The sequence below is a fragment of the Niveispirillum sp. GW835-FHT14G11 genome, from assembly GCF_058793615.1.
In genome coordinates this window covers 220321-239876 of the sequence record NZ_JBXAFZ010000012.1, presented here as the reverse complement: position 1 = coordinate 239876, position 19556 = coordinate 220321, and the positions used below count along the sequence as shown (strand labels likewise).

General features: G+C 66.1%; 21 protein-coding genes. 13 read left to right on the top strand and 8 right to left on the bottom strand.

Translation table 11 applies throughout. The features are described from left to right. Window positions 1-38 precede the first annotated feature (38 nt). Genes trpA through AC1Q7F_RS22275 form a run of 5 tightly spaced genes read left to right on the top strand, consistent with a single transcriptional unit; the run spans window position 39 to window position 4106 of the window. Window positions 39-887, top strand: coding sequence for a tryptophan synthase subunit alpha (gene trpA, locus AC1Q7F_RS22295; RefSeq protein WP_492510739.1), 849 nt, complete (start codon window positions 39-41; stop codon window positions 885-887). Between the two features lie 3 nt (window positions 888-890). Next, the gene (locus AC1Q7F_RS22290) at window positions 891-1367 is read left to right on the top strand and encodes a hypothetical protein (protein ID WP_492510738.1); all 477 of its coding nucleotides are present in this window, start codon (window positions 891-893) and stop codon (window positions 1365-1367) included. After that, window positions 1364-1834 (top strand): hypothetical protein, encoded by a 471-nt coding sequence (locus AC1Q7F_RS22285; RefSeq protein ID WP_492510737.1) that lies wholly within the window; start codon window positions 1364-1366, stop codon window positions 1832-1834. The genes AC1Q7F_RS22290 and AC1Q7F_RS22285 overlap by 4 nt, the downstream gene beginning before the upstream one ends. Next, complete coding sequence (gene accD / locus AC1Q7F_RS22280; protein WP_492510736.1) at window positions 1831-2784, top strand: acetyl-CoA carboxylase, carboxyltransferase subunit beta; 954 nt, start codon at window positions 1831-1833, stop codon at window positions 2782-2784. Before AC1Q7F_RS22285 ends, accD begins: the two co-directional genes overlap by 4 nt. Continuing rightward, window positions 2781-4106, top strand: a complete 1326-nt coding sequence (locus tag AC1Q7F_RS22275) for a bifunctional folylpolyglutamate synthase/dihydrofolate synthase (protein WP_492510735.1) — start codon at window positions 2781-2783, stop codon at window positions 4104-4106. Before accD ends, AC1Q7F_RS22275 begins: the two co-directional genes overlap by 4 nt. Window positions 4107-4232: 126 nt before the next feature. Here AC1Q7F_RS22275 and AC1Q7F_RS22270 read toward each other — a convergent pair whose 3' ends face one another. Further along, a complete protein-coding gene (locus AC1Q7F_RS22270) occupies window positions 4233-4454 on the bottom strand; it encodes a hypothetical protein (protein ID WP_492510734.1) in 222 nt (73 codons plus the stop codon). Window positions 4455-4714: 260 nt separating this feature from the next. Here AC1Q7F_RS22270 and AC1Q7F_RS22265 point away from each other — a divergent pair, with 260 nt between their 5' ends. From AC1Q7F_RS22265 to AC1Q7F_RS22255, 3 genes are read left to right on the top strand one after another with little or no spacing between them, the layout of a single operon-like run. Next, a complete protein-coding gene (locus AC1Q7F_RS22265; RefSeq protein WP_492510733.1) occupies window positions 4715-5074 on the top strand; it encodes a DUF952 domain-containing protein in 360 nt (119 codons plus the stop codon). Continuing rightward, window positions 5074-6135, top strand: coding sequence for a quinone-dependent dihydroorotate dehydrogenase (locus tag AC1Q7F_RS22260; RefSeq protein ID WP_492510732.1), 1062 nt, complete (start codon window positions 5074-5076; stop codon window positions 6133-6135). The genes AC1Q7F_RS22265 and AC1Q7F_RS22260 overlap by 1 nt, the downstream gene beginning before the upstream one ends. 31 nt (window positions 6136-6166) lie before the next feature. Beyond that, window positions 6167-7378: an EAL domain-containing protein gene (locus AC1Q7F_RS22255; protein WP_492510731.1), complete on the top strand. Its 1212-nt coding sequence runs from the start codon at window positions 6167-6169 to the stop codon at window positions 7376-7378. 4 nt (window positions 7379-7382) lie between these two features. Here the strand turns inward: AC1Q7F_RS22255 and AC1Q7F_RS22250 are convergent, their stop codons facing one another. Genes AC1Q7F_RS22250 through AC1Q7F_RS22230 form a run of 5 tightly spaced genes read right to left on the bottom strand, consistent with a single transcriptional unit; the run spans window position 7383 to window position 11549 of the window. Continuing rightward, window positions 7383-7655 (bottom strand): transposase, encoded by a 273-nt coding sequence (locus AC1Q7F_RS22250; protein WP_492510730.1) that lies wholly within the window; start codon window positions 7653-7655, stop codon window positions 7383-7385. Window positions 7656-7681: 26 nt separating this feature from the next. After that, window positions 7682-8851 (bottom strand): N-acetylglucosamine-6-phosphate deacetylase, encoded by a 1170-nt coding sequence (gene nagA / locus AC1Q7F_RS22245; protein ID WP_492510729.1) that lies wholly within the window; start codon window positions 8849-8851, stop codon window positions 7682-7684. Further along, a complete protein-coding gene (locus AC1Q7F_RS22240) occupies window positions 8851-9891 on the bottom strand; it encodes an SIS domain-containing protein (RefSeq protein ID WP_492510728.1) in 1041 nt (346 codons plus the stop codon). Before AC1Q7F_RS22240 ends, nagA begins: the two co-directional genes overlap by 1 nt. 18 nt (window positions 9892-9909) lie before the next feature. Beyond that, a complete protein-coding gene (locus AC1Q7F_RS22235) occupies window positions 9910-10677 on the bottom strand; it encodes a GntR family transcriptional regulator (protein ID WP_492510727.1) in 768 nt (255 codons plus the stop codon). Further along, window positions 10674-11549 (bottom strand): glucosamine kinase nucleotide-binding domain-containing protein, encoded by an 876-nt coding sequence (locus AC1Q7F_RS22230; RefSeq protein WP_492510726.1) that lies wholly within the window; start codon window positions 11547-11549, stop codon window positions 10674-10676. The genes AC1Q7F_RS22235 and AC1Q7F_RS22230 overlap by 4 nt, the downstream gene beginning before the upstream one ends. Window positions 11550-11690: 141 nt before the next feature. On the opposite strand from AC1Q7F_RS22230, the gene AC1Q7F_RS22225 reads away from it, so the two are divergent. Then, window positions 11691-12569 carry an N-acetylmuramic acid 6-phosphate etherase gene (locus AC1Q7F_RS22225; RefSeq protein WP_492510725.1) on the top strand — a complete coding sequence of 293 codons (879 nt, stop codon included), beginning with the start codon at window positions 11691-11693 and terminating at the stop codon, window positions 12567-12569. Window positions 12570-12640: 71 nt separating this feature from the next. Next, a complete protein-coding gene (locus AC1Q7F_RS22220; RefSeq protein ID WP_492510724.1) occupies window positions 12641-13105 on the top strand; it encodes a hypothetical protein in 465 nt (154 codons plus the stop codon). On the opposite strand, the gene AC1Q7F_RS22215 is transcribed toward AC1Q7F_RS22220, so the two are convergent. Both AC1Q7F_RS22215 and AC1Q7F_RS22210 read right to left on the bottom strand, forming a co-directional pair. Further along, on the bottom strand, window positions 13106-13906 hold the full coding sequence (locus AC1Q7F_RS22215; RefSeq protein WP_492510723.1) for a TrmH family RNA methyltransferase: 801 nt from the start codon (window positions 13904-13906) through the stop codon (window positions 13106-13108). Window positions 13907-13909: 3 nt separating this feature from the next. Continuing rightward, complete coding sequence (locus AC1Q7F_RS22210; protein WP_492510722.1) at window positions 13910-14725, bottom strand: undecaprenyl-diphosphate phosphatase; 816 nt, start codon at window positions 14723-14725, stop codon at window positions 13910-13912. A 232-nt stretch (window positions 14726-14957) separates the two neighbouring features. On the opposite strand from AC1Q7F_RS22210, the gene clpS reads away from it, so the two are divergent. The 3 genes from clpS (at window position 14958) to AC1Q7F_RS22195 (ending at window position 19528) form a co-directional block, all read left to right on the top strand. Next, a complete protein-coding gene (clpS, locus tag AC1Q7F_RS22205; protein WP_492510721.1) occupies window positions 14958-15284 on the top strand; it encodes an ATP-dependent Clp protease adapter ClpS in 327 nt (108 codons plus the stop codon). Between the two features lie 6 nt (window positions 15285-15290). After that, window positions 15291-17591 carry an ATP-dependent Clp protease ATP-binding subunit ClpA gene (gene clpA / locus AC1Q7F_RS22200; protein ID WP_492510720.1) on the top strand — a complete coding sequence of 767 codons (2301 nt, stop codon included), beginning with the start codon at window positions 15291-15293 and terminating at the stop codon, window positions 17589-17591. 488 nt (window positions 17592-18079) lie between these two features. Beyond that, entirely contained in the window at window positions 18080-19528 is a 1449-nt protein-coding gene (locus AC1Q7F_RS22195; RefSeq protein ID WP_492510719.1) for an NAD(P)-dependent oxidoreductase, read from the top strand. Window positions 19529-19556: the final 28 nt, after the last annotated feature.

The following is a 19556-nucleotide window of genomic DNA, read 5'->3' as shown; positions in this document are numbered from 1 at the left end:
TGCGCCGCCTTTTCAAAGCCGTTTGGAAACATACCCGCATGACCAGCGCCCCGATCCAAGCCGCCACCCGCATCGACCGCCGCTTTGCCGCGCTGAAGGCCCAGGGCCGGGCCGGCCTGGTCACCTTCATCACCGCCGGTGATCCGGACCACGAGACCTGCCTGGCCCTGCTGAAGGGGCTGCCGGGTGCAGGTGCCGATGTCATCGAACTGGGCATGCCCTTCACCGACCCGATGGCTGACGGCCCCGCGATCGAGGCGGCGGGCCTGCGCGCGCTGAAGAACGGTGCCCGCATGACCCGGACGCTGGATCTGGTCCGCGGCTTCCGGCAGGGAGATGACGAGACGCCGCTGGTGCTGATGGGCTATTACAACCCCATCTATTCCTATGGCGTGGAACGGTTCCTGGCCGATGCCAGGGAAGCCGGGGTTGACGGTCTGATCGTCGTGGACCTGCCGCCGGAGGAAGACCGGGAACTGTGCGAGCCGGCACTGGCCGCCGGGGTCAATTTCATCCGCTTGACGACCCCGACCACCGACGATGCCCGCCTGCCGGCCGTGCTCGCCAATACGTCCGGCTTCGTCTACTACGTCTCCGTCACCGGCATCACCGGGGCCGGCAGCGCCAGCGCCGCCGCTGTTGACGAGGCGGTGAGCCGCCTGCGCCGCCATACCGACCTGCCGCTGGCCGTCGGATTCGGCATCAGCACCCCGGAACAGGCCGCCGCCGTCGCCCGCGTGGCCGACGCCGCCGTGGTGGGCAGCGCCATCGTGCGGAGGGTGGAAGCCAACCTGGATACCGAGGGCAAGCCGGCTGTCGGGCTGGTGGGCAATGTGCTAGACTTCGTGCAGGCGTTGTCCAAGGGAGTGCGTGCCGCCCGGGAGTAAGCCATGGCCTATGCGTTTGATCATGACGATGAAGTCGAACCACCCCCGCTGACACGGGAGGAGGTTGAAATAGGAATCGCCGAATGGCAGCATCGCTTGAGCGGTCTCATGGATTTGCTCCAGAGCTGGGTGCCTGATGATGGGAGATTTCGGGTAACCCGGAATAATACTTATTCCTGTGAGCCCAGAATGATGACAGTTGGCATACGGGAAGCCAGACCTTTTCCGGCGCTGACAGTGGAGCCCACGTCGCTAAAGCAAAGTGCCAGCCGCCCGATGCTTCATATCAATGCCGATGCGCGGTGGGTTTTGTTGACGATGGGTCGGCTTCGGGTCTTTCACCCCAAGGGCATGACCTATATCGAGGATCACGGCGAACCTGGCATTCCGGGATGGATCATCTACCCGCATCGGGATTTATTCAACGGTGTGCCATTATCCAGTCAGGAGATGTTGACGCTGCTGGATGATCTGTCGTGAAGCATTTCGAGGATATTGTTGCGGCGCACCTTGAAGTCGACCGTCTCATATCCGATTTGCCGCCCACGGCAGCGCCCGAACAGCCACTGTCGTCTGTACCGCGAGCGATCCTTGATGCGCGTACCGTAAATGATCAGGCTTACCTTATTCTACTGGTCGCTCAGCTCGACGATTTGGCTACCCGGTCGGTCGAACGCCTGATTTCGACGGCAAAACAATCGGTGGACTGGCGTCATCGGGAAGTTTGGCTTGCAATGGTTCCACGCACCAACCGCGTCCAGGATATTCCCTTCAGAACCCGTCTCGCACTGCTGGTTGACAGACAGAGGGTTGAGTATCGGGACGCCTGCGGACTATATGATGCCCGTAACAGGATCGCCCACGGCACGTTGGACAGCCAAGTGAGTATCCAAACAGCCATCAAGCAGCTGCGGGCCGTCGCGTCGCTTATCCAGGAAGTCCCATGAACTGGCTGACCAATTTCGTCAAACCCAAGATCCAGGCCCTCGTCGCGAAGAAGGAGGTCCCGGATAATCTCTGGCACAAATGCCCGGCCTGCGGCGCGATGCTGTTCCATCGTGACCTGGAGGAGCAGCTGCATGTCTGCCAGCATTGCGGCCACCATATGCGCCTGGACCCGGTGCGCCGGCTGAAGACCTTGTTCGATCCGGGCTATCAGACGATCGAGCTGCCCAAGGTGGTGGTCGATCCGCTGAAGTTCCGCGACCAGAAGCGCTATACCGACCGCCTGAAGGAGGCCCAGTCCAAGACGGGCCGTCAGGACGCCATCGTCGTCGCCCATGGCAAGATCAACGGCCAGGGCGCCGTAGCCGCCGTCTTCGACTTCAATTTCATGGGCGGGTCCATGGGCATGGCGGTGGGTGAGGGGCTTCTGGCCGCCGCCCGGCTGGCCGTGCTGCAGCAGGTGCCGTTGGTTGCCATCCCGTCATCGGGTGGGGCTCGCATGCAGGAGGCGATCCTGTCGCTGATGCAGATGCCGCGCACCGTCATCGCAGTGGAGATGGTGAAGGAAGCCGGCCTGCCCTATATCGTGGTCCTGACCGACCCGACCACCGGCGGCGTGACGGCCAGCTTCGCCATGCTGGGCGACATCCATATCGCCGAGCCCGGCGCACAGATCGGCTTTGCCGGTGCCCGCGTCATCGAAAGCACGATCCGCGAGACCTTGCCGGAAGGTTTCCAGCGGTCGGAATATCTGCTTGACCATGGCATGGTCGATATGGTCGTCCACCGCAAGGAACTGCGTGAGACGCTGGGCCGCGTCATCGACCTGCTGCGCCGTCCCGGCCCCAGCGCCGACATCGTGAAGATCGGCCGCGGCAGCGACCGGCCGGCCGGCCGCAAGGGCGGCGGTCCCGCCGTCAGTGCCATCCAGGGCGGCGCCGGATTCCAATGATCAAGGCGGCGCCGCTGGTGCCCGCCTCCCCCCGGCTGGAGGCGGCGCTGGATCGGATGCGGCGGCTGCATCCGGTGGTCATCGACCTGTCGCTGGGCCGGATCGAAGGGCTGCTGGCCCGCCTGGGCCATCCGGAGCGGCGCCTGCCGCCGACAATCCATGTTGCCGGCACCAATGGCAAGGGCAGCACGGTGGCCTTCCTGCGCGCCTTCGCCGAGGAGGCCGGGCACCGCGTCCATGTCTATACCTCCCCGCATCTGGTCCGCTTCAACGAACGAATCCGTCTGGCCGGATCGCTGATCAGCGATGACGAACTGGCGGATATATTGGAGGAGGTGGAGCAGGCCAATGATGGTCAGCCCATCACCTTCTTCGAGGTGACGACGGCCGCCGCCTTTCTGGCCTTCGCCCGCGTGCCGGCCGACCTGCTGATCCTGGAGGTGGGCCTGGGCGGGCGGCTGGATGCCACCAATGTCATCGACGCCCCCGTGGTCAGCCTGCTGACCCGCATCTCGCTGGACCATACGCAGTTCCTGGGCCCCACCTTGGCGGAGATCGCGGGGGAGAAGGCGGGCATCGTCAAGCAGGGTCGCCCCGCCATCGCGGGACCGCAGGCCGAGCGGCTGGTGGAGCAGGTGTTCATTGACCGTGCGGCGGCACTGGCCGCCCCTTTGTCGCTGTATGGGCGCGACTGGTCGGTGACGCCGACCCCGGCCGGATTCCGCTTCATTGACGCCTCCCGCACGCTGGACCTGCCGCCGCCGGGACTGCTGGGCGCGCATCAGGTGAGCAATGCCGGCCTGGCCATTGCCGCCACGGCCTTTCTGCCGCTGACCATCGGGGAGGATGCCATCCGCCGGGGGCTGGAAAGCGTGGAATGGCCGGCGCGGTTGCAGCGCCTGACCCATGGGCCGCTGACGGACACGATTCCCGCCGGCTGGGACCTGTTCCTGGATGGCGGGCATAATGACAGCGCCGGAGAGGTGCTGGCCGCGCAATTGGCGCGCTGGGCCGCCGATGGCCGGCCGCTGGACCTTGTGTTCGGCATGCTGGGATCGAAGCGGCCGCTGGATTTCCTGGCTCCGCTGGCCCCGCATGTCCGCCGGTTGCGCGCCGTGGCCATTCCGGCAGAGCCCAACAGCGTGACGGCCGACGATGCCGCCGGCTTCGCGCTGGAGGCGGGGATCGAAGCGTCCGCCGCCGCCGATGTCGATACGGCCGTGGCGGAACTGGCCGCCCTTGGGCGCGCGGGGCCGGCGGCCCGGCTGCTGATCTGCGGATCGCTCTATCTGGCGGGGACCGTGCTGGCCCGCAACGGGTGATGACGGGCGGCCTCAGCAAAAGAAAATGCCGTCCTTCCATGGTAATGGAGGGACGGCATGAAGTTTCCTCTGGGAGCAAAGAAAAGAAGAAAGCAGAGATGAAGACCAGATTGCGGGAAGCGGAAGTTAATCCGCCGCCCGCAACATGGCAGTGTAAACAGCCATCACGGACTCGATGCTGATGCCACCGGCGCGGGCGCCGGCCGTCAGCATCTCCTGCGTCGGCTTGACGGGAACGGCCGTCAGGCCGCGGATGCCCATCTGCTCCACCTCGTTCAATGCGAAGCGCATCCGCTCGCTGAGCATGGTTTCGCTGACGTCGTTGAACATGCGGGCCGCGTCCTTCATGGCGGTTACTCCTGACCCTAGGCTAGGCCGGGCCGGCGGTCGCAACACCGTCCCGCCCTGTGGATGAATGACTATAGGCGCAAGACCGGCATCTTCACTACTGTGCAGACGTATAGTTCGCATCATTACTGTTGGGTTCACATTCACCCGTGAATATTCTCGCGTCACTTGTGTCTCTTCCACGGATCATGGGCACGCTGGCGGTCGCATCGCTTTCGGATTAGGGTGGCGTCCTTCCTTTGTCTTTTCACATGAAGACCATGGCATCCCCGATCTTCCATATGTGCCGCGCCGATGAATGGCAGGCTGCCCAGACCACTGGCCGCTATGATGGCTCCTCCCAGGACCGGGCGGATGGCTTCATCCATTTCTCCACGGGCGCGCAGCTGCCTGAAAGTGCCGCCCGGCACCGGACGGGCCAGACCGGCCTGCTGCTGTTGACCGTCGATCCCGACAAATGTGGCGATGCGCTGAAATGGGAGGCGTCGCGCGGCGGGCAGCTGTTCCCGCATCTCTACGGTCCGGTGCTGCCCGATGCCGTCATCCGCGTCGATCCGCTGCCGCTGGGCGCCGACGGCCTGCACATCATGCCCGCCCATGTGGCGGGGGAGGGGGCCTGATGGTCGATCTCTATCCCCTGGCCCGTCCGCTGCTGATGGCCATGGATGCCGAACAGGCCCACAATCTGACTATTGCGGCGCTGAAGACAGGGCTGGTGCCCGGCGGGTCGCGGCGTGACCCGGATATCCTGGCCACCCGCGTCTTCGGTCTGGATTTCCCCAACCCCATCGGTCTGGCCGCCGGCTTCGACAAGAATGCCGAGGTGCCGGACGCCATGCTGAAGCTGGGTTTCGGCTTCACCGAATGCGGCACGGTCACGCCGCGCCCGCAGGATGGCAACCCCAAGCCGCGCCTGTTCCGGGTGCCTACGGCCCAGGCGGTGATCAACCGCTTCGGCTTCAACAACCAGGGCCTGGACGCCTATGCCAGGCGGCTGCTGGCCCGGTCGGACCGGCCGGGTATCGTTGGCGCCAATGTCGGCAAGAACAAGGATACGGTGGACGCCGCCAGCGACTACACCACCTGCATCCGCCGGGTGGCGCATCTGGCAAAATATCTTGTCATCAACGTCTCATCGCCTAACACGCCCGGCCTGCGCACCCTGCAATCGCGCGACGCGCTGGCCGACCTGCTGGGCCAGTGTCTGGCCGCGCGGGCGGAGACCGGCGTGAAGCCGCCGCTGCTGCTGAAGGTCGCCCCCGACCTCACGGACGAGGACAAGGCCGACATCGCCGCCGTCGTCCTGGACAGCGGCATTGACGGTCTGATCGTGTCCAACACCACCCTGGCCCGTCCCGCCGCCATTCCGCCGGCCCTGGCGGCGGAGGCGGGGGGCCTGTCGGGCCGGCCGCTGTTGGAACCATCCACCAGGGTGCTGGGGGAATTCTACCAGTTGCTGGGCGGCAGGCTGCCGCTGGTCGGCGTGGGGGGCGTGTCGTCGGGGGCCGATGCCTATACCAAGATCCGCGCGGGGGCCAGCTTGGTGCAGCTCTATTCCGCACTGGCCTATCAGGGGCCGGGGCTGGTGGGACGCATCAAGGCGGAACTGGCGCAGCGCCTGGCCGATGATGGCTATGCCCATGTGGCCGATGCCGTGGGGGCCGCCCACCGCAAGGGCTAGGGTCGGGGATAGGGCAGGGGGAGGATCGCGCATGCATTGGTTCCGCCATCTGGTGTTCGCCGCCGTCTATGTCGCCCTCGCCCTGGTCGTGGCGTTGACCCTGCCCCTGTCGGTCGGGGGCATGGATGGGCATACGGCGCTGCTGTTCGGGCTGGCCATCCTGACCTTCGGCGGCCTGCTGCACGAATTCTGGGCCCGCCAGGACGAGCGCAACCGGCTGGAGGCCCGCATCTGGGAACTGGAGGGGGGGCTGGAGGAGATGCGCCTGGAACTGGATGCCCAGCGGGGTCATTCCGGTGCCATGCCCGCGGACCCGTCGGAAGTGGCGGCCGTCCTGTCGGAGGCGCGGGTGCTGGAACGGCTGGCCGACCGGTTGCCGGCACCGCCCGGCCGCGTGGCCCCGGTGGTTGGCGGCGTGGATGCGGGTCCGCTGTTCGCGCCGCGGCCGCTGACCGCCCATCCGGCGGCACCGCCCGATGCGGCCGCCATTCTGGACCATGTGCGCGAGGCGTTGCGCACCGATCAGGTGGATATCTTCCTGCAGCCCGTGGTCAGCCTGCCGCAGCGCAAGCATCGTTACTACGAGCTGTTTTCCCGCATCCGCGCCGGGTTGGACGCCGAGGGCAAGCCGCACTACCTGCTGCCAGAGCAATATCTGGGCGTGGCGGCCGATGCCGGGCTGATCGCCACCATCGACAATCTGCTGCTGTTCCGCTGCATCCAGCTGCTGCGGGAGACGGAGAAGCGGCACCAGAATGTCGGCTTCTTCTGCAACATCTCCGCCGCCACCCTGAACGACGCCGCCTTCATGCAGGAATTCGTCACCTATATGGGCCAGAACCCCAATCTGGCGACCAAGCTGGTGTTCGAACTGTCCCAGGACGATCTGATGCAGGGCGGGCTGTTCGCCACCGGCTTTCTGGACGGGCTGCGGCGGCTGGGCTTCCATTTCTCCATGGACCAGGTGGTCAGCCTGGATCTGGACTGGAACGAGCTGGCGCGACACGAGATCCGCTTCGTGAAGCTGGACGCGGCCCGCCTGCTGGACCCCGATGGCCGCTTCGCCGATCCCCGTGTGGTGCGCGAACTGCGTCAGCAGTTGGACCGCAACAATATCGACCTGATCGTGGAGAAGATCGAGACGGAGGCGCAGCTGTTGGAGCTGCTGGACCTCTATATCGATTTCGGCCAGGGCTATCTGTTCGGGGAACCGCGTCTGGCCAAGAAGCAGACGATGGGGTAGGGGTTCAGGCCGCCACCGCGGCTTCCGGCCGGTAACCGGCGCGCAGAAGGTCGGCCAGCCGGCGGCGCAGGTCGCTATTCTCGCGCTCCAGCTGTTCCAGGCGGCGGACCATGGCCGGCTTTTCCCCGGCCTGATCCTGGCGCCAGCGGTAATAGGTGACGCGGGTCACGCCCAGCTCGCGGGCGATATCCACGATCTTGTAGCCTTCGTTCAGCAGCGCATCGGCAAGGGCCAGCTTCTGCTCCACCTCTGCGGCGGTGTAACGGCGCTTTGTCATGACCTTAGTCCTCCCTGTTGGTGGTTTCAGTCGGCGGCATCCCGCCATTGCCCGGCCACCCAGGTGCCGGCGACCTGCAGATGCTTGTCCAGCAGCACCAGATCGGCCTGGTACCCATCCTGGATGCGGCCCAGCCGGTCATCCAGGCGCAGGAAGCGGGCAGGGTAGAGCGATGCCATGCGCAGCGCCTCCTCCACACCCACCCCCATCAGGGCGATGGCATTGCGCACGGCCTGTGCCATGTCGATATCCGCCCCGGCCAGGGTGCCGTCATCGGTGACCAGCCTGCCGTCGCGGCGGTGGATGGTCTGGCCGTAGAGCTGGAAGCTGGTCACATCCGTGCCCGTGGGCGGCATGGCGTCGGTGACCAGCATCAACCCGCCCGGCCCCTTGGCGGCCAGCGCCAGGCGCAGCATGGCGGGATGCACATGCACCCCGTCGACGATGATGCCGCAGATCGTGTCGCGGGCCGACAGCGCCGCCCCGGCGATCCCCGGTTCCCGGTTGGCCAGCGGCGGCATGGCGTTGAACAGGTGGGTAAAGCCCGACAGGCCGGCATCCACCGCCGCCATGGTCTGGGCGAAGGTGGCGGCGGAATGGGCGCCGGCCACGATCACACCCGCCTTCACCAGCCGCTCGACATGGGCCGGCTCCACCCGGTCGGGCGCCAGCGACAGCAGCACCCGCGCCCCATCCCCGAACCGGGCAGGCAGGGCTGTCAGGAAATCCAGATCCGTCTGCGTCGCCACGCGGACATGGGCCAGCTTATGCACCCCCCGCCGCTCCGGCGTCAGGAACGGTCCCTCCAGATGCACGCCGATGACGCCCGTCCCTTGGGTGACGCTGGCCGAAGCGGCCGCCAGGGCCGCCGCCCGCATCCCTTCCACCGCGTCGGTGATGAAAGTGGGCAGCAGCGCCGTGGTGCCGAACCGCCGATGGGCCGCCGCGATGGCCAGGGCCGCCTCTTGCGTGGGCGTATCGTTGAACAGGACCCCGCCGCCGCCATTGACCTGGGTATCGATGAAGCCGGGCGCCAGCAGCGCATCCGCATCCAGCTGCCGTGTGGCCACGCCCGTCGGTGCGGGGGTACCGGGGGGCAGCACGGCGTCGATCCTGTCGCCCCGGATCAGGATATCGGCCGCGATGGTACGCGCACCGGTGAAGACACGCGCACCGGTCAGCAGGGTCCCCGTCATCACACCGTCTCCGTCACCTTGCGCAGGTTGGTCGGCACGTCGGGGTCCAGGCCCCGGCGTTGCGACACGGTATGGATGGCCATGTAGAAGCTCTGCACGGCGGCCAGCGGCGCCAGTTCCGGCGCCAGGCCGGGCACCGACGGCAGGACGGTCACGCCCGGTACGCTGTCATCGCTGCTGAACACCGGTGCGCCCAGCGACACGCAGCGGGCAATGGCGGCGCGCGTGGCGTCGGCCGTCGCATCTTCCTGGTTTATGGCCAGCACCGGGAAATCGGGGCCGACCAGGGCCAGGGGGCCGTGGATCACCTCCGCCGCGCTGAACGCCTCGGCATGCAGGCGGCAGGTCTCCTTGCATTTCAGCGCCATCTCCAGGATGGCGCCGGTGCCCACGCCGCGACCGATGACATAAAGGCCCGTTTTGTCCGTCAGGTTCAGCAGGGCAGGGGTCCAGTCCAGGTCCGCCGCCGCCGACAAGGCGGCCGGCGCCTGGGCGGCAGTACGGCGCAGGGCGTCGTCGCCTTTCCATTCCGCCACCATGGACAGGAAGGCGGCACAGGCGGTCAGGTAGGATTTGGTGGCGGCGACGCTGATCTCCGGTCCGGCGCAGAGCGGGATGAACAGGTCGGCGGCCTCTGCCAGGGGTGAGGTCTCGTCATTGACGAAGGCCACCACATAGGCGCCACCCTTCTTCGCGGCGGCGGCCAGACGCAGCAGGTCGGGGCTGCGGCCGCTCTGCGACACGGCCACGAACAGCGCACCCTGCACCTTCAGGTCGGTGTTGTAGAGCGACACGACCGACGGGCCGACAGACGCCACGGGCAGGCCCAGATGCGTCTCGATCAGGTATTTGCCATAGGTGGCGGCATGGTCGGAGCTGCCACGGGCGCAGGTGACGACCACGGACGGCTTCATCTCGCGCAGCCTGACGCCCAGTGCGGCGAACAGGGGGCCGCAGCGGTCGATCTGGCGCTGGATGGCGGCGGCGGATTCCGCCGCTTCCACGGCCATCTTGGTGCTGGTGCTGTCGGGCTTGGTCATGGGTCGGATCTCAAAACATCACGGGTTGGGCGGAGCGGTCAGGTTCAGCTCCACGATGAAGTCATAGGCATCGCCCCGGTACTGGCTGCGCACGAACTCCAGCGGGCGGCCATTTTCCAGGAAGCTGCGGCGTTCGATGAACAGGGCGGGGGTGCCGTCGGGCACCTGCAGGATGCCGGCCTGATCCGGGTTCAACAGGCCGGCCGACAGGCGCTGCAGCGCGCGGTGCGGCGGGTATCCCAGTCCGCGCAGCACGTCATAGAGCGAGCCCGTGACCAGCAGCGGATCGGGCAGGATGCGGGCCGGCACCACCGACAGTTCGATGGCCATCGGCGCCTCATCGGCCAGACGCAGGCGCCAGAGCCGGCTGACCTTCTCCCCCAGCGCCAGGCCCAGCACCATCGCCTCCTCCGGGCTGGCCGGCGCCACGGTGCGCGACAACCAGCGTGAGGAGGGTTCCAGGCCGCGCGAACGCATGTCTTCGGAAAAGCCGGTCAGCGCCGACAGCGGCTGTTCCACATGCGGGGCCTTGGCCACGAAGGTACCGGCGCGCGGGCGCTGATGCAGCAGCCCCTCATCCACCAGCGCCTGCACGGCCTTGCGGATGGTGACACGCGACACGGCGAAACCTTCGGCCAGATCACGCTCGGCCGGCAACGCATCCTCGGCCGCCAGGGTGCCGTCGCTGATCAGCCGCTTCAGATGCCGGGCCAGTTGCATATAGAGCGGCAGGGGGCTGTCGGCCGACAGGGCGGCGCTGTCGTAGAGCGGCTCTGCGATGCTCATCCCCGCACCCCCCGCATGGCCAGCAGCACGCCGCCCGCCATGGCATCGCCCTTGGGTTCCGCCAGCACCCGCTTGACCCAGGGCGGCATCCATTCCAGCAGCACCGGCCCCAGCCCGCCCATCAGGCAGATGGTGGGGGCCCCCAGTTCCAGCAGCCGGCGGATATGCATGACCAGATGGTCGGCCTGTTCGCGCACAATGCGCTCCCCCACCGCGTCTCCCTGGCGGGCATGGTCCAGCACCAGCGGCGCCAGGGCGCCGTAATCCCCCGGCCGGGCCGGCCCGACCCAGGCGACCACGGCCGGCGGATCGCCGCCCAGCCGTTCCATCACCGCCCGCGTCAGCCCGGTCTCCGGCCCCAAGCCATCATAGCCCAGCAAGGCGGCCCGCACCGCGTCGCGCCCCATGGCGGCACCGGAGCCCAGGTCCGACACCTCGAACCCCCAGCCGCCGATGCCGCGACCCTTGCCGCCGATGATGATCTGCGCCGCACTGCCGGTGCCGGAAATCAGGATGGCGCCATCGGCACCCGCATGGGCGCCCAGGCAGGCGGTGAAGGCGTCCGTGTCGGACAGGATGCCGGCGAACGGGGCCGGCGCGCTGGCCGCCACCCGTTCCTGGTCCGCCACCCCGGTGATGCCGGCCAGACCCAGGCCGATATAAGTGCGGGACAGCACCTCGCGCGTCAGCCCGGCCTGGGCCAGGGCCCCATCCGCCGCCTCCATGATCGCAGTCCAGGCGACATCCAGGCCCAGGCGGATATTGGCGGCCCCGCCGATGCCTTCGCCCAGCGTGACGCCGGCCCCATCCGCTAGCCGTGCCCGGCAGCGCGTGCCGCCGCCATCGATGCCCAGGAACAGGAGGGTGTTCATGCGGGTGCCTGTGGTCTGTATCCGATTTTGGCAGGTACGATACCAGATAAATACCAGATGGCAATATCTCCCGCTTCTCTTGGCGATGGAAAAATCATCTGGTATGGTCTGGGCCATAAGTTAACAAGACCAGAGCTTCATATGTCCGCGACGGAGAAGGTGGGCCAGCGTTTCCGGGAACTGGACCTCTGGTCCACGCCCGACATCCTGGAGGCGCTGTGGGGTGGGCAGGCGCGGGCCGTGTCGGCCTGTCTGGCGACCTTGCCGGCGCTGGGTCGGGCCGTGGAGGATGCCGCCGGCCGGATGGGGGACGCGGGCCGGCTGATCTATGTCGGCGCCGGCTCGTCGGCCGTGCTGGCGGCGCTGGACGGGCTGGAACTGCCCGGTACGTTCAGCTTCCCGCTGACCCGCGTGGAACTGGTGCTGGCCGGGATTTCCGACCTGCGCCAGGGCTTCGACGGGGCGGTGGAGGATGCGGGCGATGCCGGGGCCGATGCCGTGCGTGGGCTGAACCCCGGCCCCGTCGACATCGTCATCGGCGTCTCGGCCAGCGGGCGCAGCGCGTTTACCGTCGGCGCCCTGGACGTGGCGCGGGCGGAAGGTGCCCTGACCATCGGTATTGCCAGCAATGAAGCTTCCCCCCTGTTGCGGGCCGCCGAACATCCCCTGTTCGTGGATAGCGGGGAGGAGGTGATCGCCGGCTCCACCCGTCTGGCCGCGGGCACCGCGCAGAAGCTGCTGCTGAACCTGTTTTCCACGGCGCTGATGGTGCGGCTGGGCGGGGTGCATGGCAACCTGATGGTCAACCTGCAGGTCAATAATGTGAAGCTGCAGGCCCGCGCCCTGGACATTCTGCGCCAGATCACCGGCGCGGGTGCGGATACGGCGGCGCAGGCCCTGGCCGATTGCGGCGGGGCGCTGAAGCCGGCGGTGCTGGTGCTGTTGCGCGGGCTGGCGCCCGATGCGGCACGGGCGGCGCTGGCGGATGCGGGTGACAATCTGCGCCGGGCGCTGGGATAAAGCCGCACGTGCGGTGTGAGCCCAGGGCGCGGATGCGCCCGCCCGGCGATTGAGGGAAATTAAGGTAAATCATGGACCTGCTCGTCAAGCTCTACGCCCTTCCCCCCGGCCCGGACCCCCTGCCGCCCGGCATCACCCTGCGCCGGGCCATTGGCCCCGAGGCGCCGGTGATCCTGGCCTGGATCGAGGAACGATTCGGTTCCGGCTGGCGGGCGGAGGCGGCGACGGCGCTGGCCGCCTGTCCGGCCCGCCTGCATGTCGCCCTGTCGGCGGCCGGCAATCTGCTGGGCTTCGCCTGCCATGACGTGACGGCGCGCGGCCTGTTCGGGCCGACGGGCGTGGATATCCAGGCGCGGGGGACGGGTCTGGGCAAGGCGCTGCTGCTGGCCGGGCTGCGGGCCATGGCAGCGGATGGCTATGCCTATGCGGTGATCGGCGGGGCGGGGCCGGTGGAATTCTACGTCAAGGCTGTCGGCGCCATCCCCATCGCAGGCTCGGAGCCCGGCCTTTACCGGGGCATGCTGCGTCCCGGTTGATCACGCCCGTGTCATCAGGAACACCAGGATGGCCGTCGTCGCCGATACGTTCAGCGATTGCACCCGGCCGCTGCCGGCGATGGTGACCAGGTCGGTGCAGGCGGCCTGGCTGTCGGGCGGCATGCCATGTTCCTCATTACCCATCACCACCGCCACCGGCTTGCCCCCCGGCTGGCGCGACAGGTCGGACAGGGGCGGGAAGGGACCGAGGGCTGTGCCGATGGTGCGGTAAAGTCCGCCCAGCGCCTTCAGCGTGGCGGCGAAATCCGTGGCCCGGTGCAGGGCCACATGCTCAAACCCGCCCTCGGCCACGCGATAGGCGGCTTCCGACGGCAGGGCTTGGCCCGGATGGTCGGAGATGACGATTCGTTCCACCCCGAAAAAGGCGGCGGTGCGCACAATGGCGCCCAGATTATGCGGGTTGGACACGCCGTCCAGGACCAGCAGCGGCGTGCCCGAAGCCGCCCAGTCCCTGGCCAGATCCAGGCTGAAGGGCAGGATGGGCCGGGGCGACGCCTCCACGATGATGCCGCCATGCATGGCGGACCCGGCGATCTTTTCCAACTCCTCTCCCGGCACCAGCCGGAAGGGTTTGCGGGCCGCGGCCATGCGGGTGCAGAAGGCGGATGCCGCCTGTTTCAGCCGTTCATCGAAATACAGTTTCTCCGCCCGGTCGGGGTCCTGATCGAACAGGGCCGACACGGCCGGCAGGCCCGCGATACGGAACGGCTTGCGCCGCGCCTTGCCTTGGGCAAGTGCGGGCGGTTTCGGCTTCAACGACAAGGTGGGGCGGTCGGCCATGGGTCAGCCTGCGAAGAAGGTCAGCCAGGCCAGCATGATGCTGCCGATGACGATACGATACCAGGCAAACGGCGCGAAGCCGTGGCGGCTGACGAAGCCCACCACCCAACGCACCACCAGCAGCGCCGACAGGAAGGCGGTGACGAAGCCCACCGCGATCATCCCGACATTGTCGAACTGGAGGACCTCGCGATTCTTGTACAGATCATAGGTGGCGGCCCCCAGCATGGTGGGGATGGCCACGAAGAAGCTGAACTCCGCCGCTGCCTTGCGTTCCACCCCCATCAGCAGGGCGCCGATGATGGTGGCGCCCGATCGCGACACGCCGGGGATCATGGCCAGGCACTGGGCGAAGCCGATAGACAGCGACAGCTTGGGCGAGAAATCCTCCACCGCGAAATGGCGCGGCTGCGGCACCAGCCGTTCGGCCAGCAGGATGACGATGCCGCCCACGATCAGCGCCACCGACACCACGGTCGGGTTGAACAGCACGCCCTTGATATAGGAATGGGCAAAGACCCCGATCAATGCGGCCGGCAGAAAGGCCAGCAGGATGGCGACGGTAAAGCGTACGCTCTGCTGGCGGCCCTGCACCAGCCCGGTCAGCACGCCCCACAGCTTGGCGAAATAGACCACCAGGATGGCCAGGATGGCGCCCAGCTGGATCACCACCTTGAACAGGTCTTCCGCCTGGCCCTTGAAGCCCAGCATCTCCCCCAGCAGGATCAGATGGCCGGTGGAGGAGACGGGAATGAACTCCGTCAACCCTTCCAGCAGGCCCAGAAGGATGGCGTCGAGATACTGCGCGATGTCGGTCACGTTCCAAGGTTCCTGCTGTCCGCGAGAGCCGGCCTTATAGCAGCCGTGACCGGGGGCGGCGAGGGGCATGATGGTGACAGGGCCCTGTTGCCGGGTGGCCCCGGACCCGTCCTTTTTCAAGTATCCTTCAAAACCTTTCGGGCAATGCAGATACGCCCTTCCAACCAGGGCGATTCATTTCATATGATCGAAGGGCGCGATAAGGGGACCCATCAATTGATCGTTAACCGCCATGGCTGAGGATAACAAGCACGGGAATGGGGGGCCGTCGACAGGCGTGGTCGTGAAGGCCAAGCCGAAGACGAAGAAGCCTGCCATGTACAAGGTGCTGATGCTGAACGACGACTACACCCCCATGGAGTTCGTCGTGCATGTGCTGGAACGCTTCTTCAACAAGAACCGTGATGAAGCGACGCAGATCATGTTGCATGTCCATCGGCGGGGCGTCGGCGTTTGTGGCGTGTTCACTTATGAAGTGGCGGAAACGAAAGTGTCCCAGGTGATGGACTTCGCCCGCCAGAATCAGCACCCGTTGCAGTGCACCCTGGAAAAGGATTAGCGCATTATGCTGTCGCGGAACCTCGAACAGACCCTCCACCGGGCCCTGGCCAACGCCAACGAACGGCGTCACGAGTATGCGACGCTGGAGCATCTGCTGCTGGCATTGACGGAGGACCACGACGCGCTGGCCGTGCTGCGCGCCTGTGGCGTCGATGTGACCAAGCTGAAGACCGAACTGGTCGAATATCTGGACGGGGAACTGTCCAATCTGGTCACCACCCGCCAGGATGACGCCAAGCCCACTGCCGGCTTCCAGCGCGTCCTGCAGCGCGCGGCCATCCATGTGCAAAGCTCCGGCCGCGAGGAAGTGACGGGCGCCAACGTCCTGGTCGCTCTGTTCTCCGAACGCGAGAGCCATGCCGTCTATTTCCTGCAGGAGCAGGAGATGACGCGGTTCGACGCCGTCAATTACATCTCCCACGGTATCGCCAAGGCGCCCGGCCGGGCCGAGCCCAAGCGGGTGTCGGGTGCCGATGAGGAGGCGCATGCCGAGAAGGTGGTGAAGAAGGGGACCGACGCGCTGGAGGCCTATTGCGTCAACCTGAACAAGAAGGCCCTGTCCGGCAAGATCGATGCCCTGATCGGGCGCGACCAGGAGGTGGAGCGCACGATCCAGATCCTGTGCCGCCGGTCGAAGAACAATCCGCTCTATGTCGGCGATCCCGGCGTGGGCAAGACTGCCATTGCCGAAGGGCTGGCGCGCCGCATCGTCCATGGCGAGGTGCCGGAGATCCTGAAGAAGGCCACCATCTTCGCGCTGGACATGGGTTCGCTCTTGGCCGGTACCCGCTATCGCGGTGATTTCGAGGAGCGGTTGAAGGCCGTGGTCTCTGAACTGGAGGCCTTGGACGGCTCGATCCTGTTCATCGACGAGATCCATACGGTGATCGGTGCCGGTGCGACCAGCGGCGGGGCCATGGATGCCTCCAACCTGCTGAAGCCCGCGCTGGCATCCGGTTCGCTGCGCTGCATCGGCAGCACGACCTACAAGGAATACCGCTCCTATTTCGAGAAGGATCGCGCCCTGGTCCGCCGTTTCCAGAAGATCGACGTGAACGAACCCTCGATCGAGGATGCGGTCAAGATTCTGGAAGGTATCAAGGTCTATTACGAGACCCACCACAAGGTGCGTTACACCAAGGATGCCATCCGCGCCGCCGTGGAACTGTCAGCGCGCTATATCGGCGACCGTAAGCTGCCCGACAAGGCCATCGACGTCATCGACGAGGTGGGGGCGGCGCAGACCATGCTGCCGGAAAACAAGCGCAAGAAGACCATCACCCAGAAGGATGTGGAGGCGGTGGTCGCCAAGATCGCTCGCATCCCGCCCAAGTCGGTCAGCCGCGACGACAAGGAAGTGCTGCTGAACCTGGAACGCGACCTGAAGACCATGGTCTTTGGCCAGAACCAAGCCATTGAGGCCCTGGTCTCGGCCATCAAGCTGGCCCGCGCCGGCCTGCGCGAGGCGGAGAAGCCGATCGGCAACTATCTGTTCTCCGGGCCCACCGGTGTCGGCAAGACGGAAGTGGCCAAGCAGCTGTCGCGTACCCTGGGGATCGAGCTGATCCGCTTCGACATGTCGGAATATATGGAGCGGCACACGATCAGCCGCCTGATCGGCGCGCCCCCGGGCTATGTCGGCTTCGACCAGGGCGGCATGCTGACCGACGCCATCGACCAGCATCCGCACTGCGTGCTGCTTCTGGACGAGATCGAGAAGGCGCATCCCGACATCTACAACATCCTGTTGCAGGTGATGGACCATGGCAAGCTGACCGACCATAACGGCAAGATCGTCGATTTCCGCAACGTCATCCTGATCATGACCACCAATGCCGGTGCGTCCGACATGGCCAAGCCCGCCATCGGCTTCGGCAGTGGCGTGCGCAGCGGGGAGGACCAGGAAGCCATCAACAAGACCTTCACGCCGGAATTCCGCAACCGCCTGGACGCGATCATCCCGTTCGCCAATCTCGGGCCGGAAGTGGTAGCCCGCGTGGTGGACAAGTTCGTGATGGAGCTGGAAGCGCAGCTGACCGACCGTGGCGTAACCATCGAACTGACCGATGGTGCCCGCGCCTGGCTGGCCAAGAAGGGCTACGACCCGGTCATGGGTGCCCGTCCGCTGGCCCGCACCATCCAGGAATATGTCAAGAAGCCGCTGGCCGAGGAACTGCTGTTCGGCAAGCTGTCGAAGGGCGGGGCCGTGCGCGTCATCCTGAACAAGGAAGGCGATGGCCTGGATTTCGACTATGCCGAGCCGAAAGGCCAAAAACGCGAGGAGAAGGTGGAGGAGCTGGCGTAAGCCTGTTCCGTCTGCACTGGATGAAAAACGCCCGGCGGGGAAGCCTGCCGGGCGTTTTTCTATTTCCGTAGGTCAGGTCGAGCGGAGAGAGCCCTGACAGCGACAGTGCCAGGGAAGTCAGGGCTCGGCTTCGCCTCGACCTGACCTACGGCTTCGGACGACAATTGCCACCGAAAAAGGCGGTTTGCCTCGCTGGAAATCAGATTGGTCCCATTTCGGTCCTATTAACGCACCTGCGAATGACTCTCAATGGGGGTTATGCGGATTTGCACGGGCACTATGCGGGGCAATATGGTCAGCTATACTGACCTATCGCTAAAAAACTGCTGGAACGGGCCAATTTTCCGCTTTATATGAACATCGACGGCGCCAATCGGGAAAGGGCATTACCCACCCGCTGGCGCCTTTTCCAACGGTGCGGGACATTTCGTGTTTTGCACTGCGGCAGATGAGGGGTCCCCGCCCCTGTTGATGTAAGGATTGGTTTCATGGCGACGCAGAAGATGCTCGGGTTTGTCCACACCGACCAGCGCATGCCCGAAAAGCGCGAAGCCGACCTGCGCCGCCAGGATTTCAACGAGATTTATGCCCGTTTCACCGACAAGGGCGCGGTGGAGCAGTCAAACCGCTGTTCCCAGTGCGGCATCCCCTTCTGCCAGGTGCATTGCCCCGTCTCCAACAACATCCCCGACTGGCTGAAGCTGACGGCCGAGGGCCGGTTGGAGGAGGCGTATGAGCTGTCGCAGGCCACCAACAACCTGCCGGAAATCTGCGGCCGCATCTGCCCGCAGGACCGGCTGTGCGAGGGCAATTGCACCATCGAGCAGTCGGCCCATGGCACAGTGACCATCGGGGCGGTGGAGAAATACATCACCGACACGGCCTTCGATAAGGGCTGGGTCAAGCCCATCGCGCCGCGGGTGGAGCGGGCGCAGTCTGTTGCCATTATCGGCGCCGGCCCGGCCGGTCTGGCCGCTGCCGACCAGCTGCGCAAGAAGGGCTATCAGGTCCATGTCTATGACCGGTATGACCGGGTGGGCGGCCTGCTGATGTATGGCATTCCGGGCTTCAAGCTGGAAAAGGATGTCGTCATCCGCCGCTGGAAGCTGCTGGAGGAAGGTGGCGTCAAGTTCCATCTGGGTGTGGAGATCGGCCGCAACACCGACCTGCGCACCCTGCGCGCCCAGCATGACGCCGTGCTGATCGCCACCGGCGTCTACAAGGCGCGCGACCTGGGCGGGCCGGGATCCGGCCTGGACGGTATCGTGCCGGCGCTGGATTACCTGACGGCCAGCAACCGCAAGAGCCTGGGCGACACGGTCCTGGATTTCGAGACGGGCAAGCTGAACGCCAAGGACAAGAATGTCGTGGTCATCGGCGGCGGCGACACGGCCATGGATTGCGTGCGCACCGCCATCCGTCAGGGGGCGAAGTCGGTGAAATGCGTCTATCGCCGCGACCGCAAGAACATGCCGGGTTCCCAGCGGGAGACCGCCAATGCCGAGGAAGAGGGCGTGGAATTCGTCTGGCAGACCGCACCGGAGGGTTTCACCGGCGACGCGCATGTCACCGGCGTGAAGGCCTATAAGATGCATATGGGCGTGGCCGACGCCACGGGCCGCCAGACCCCGCTGCCCATCGAAGGTTCCAACTTCACCATGGATGCCGATCTGGTGATCAAGGCCCTGGGCTTCGACCCGGAGGAGATCCCCAGCCTGTTCGGCGTGCCGGAACTGAAGGTCAGCCGCTGGGGCACGGTGCAGGTGAAGTACGCCACCATGATGACCAACCTGGACGGCGTCTTCGCCGCCGGCGACATCGTACGCGGCGCTTCCCTGGTGGTGTGGGGCATCAAGGACGGCCGCGACGCCGCCGCCGGCATCCATCGCCACATTCAGGCCAAGATCGCCCAGGGCGTGGCGGTGGCGGCGGAGTGAGCGGTCGCAACAATACCGTAGGTCGGGT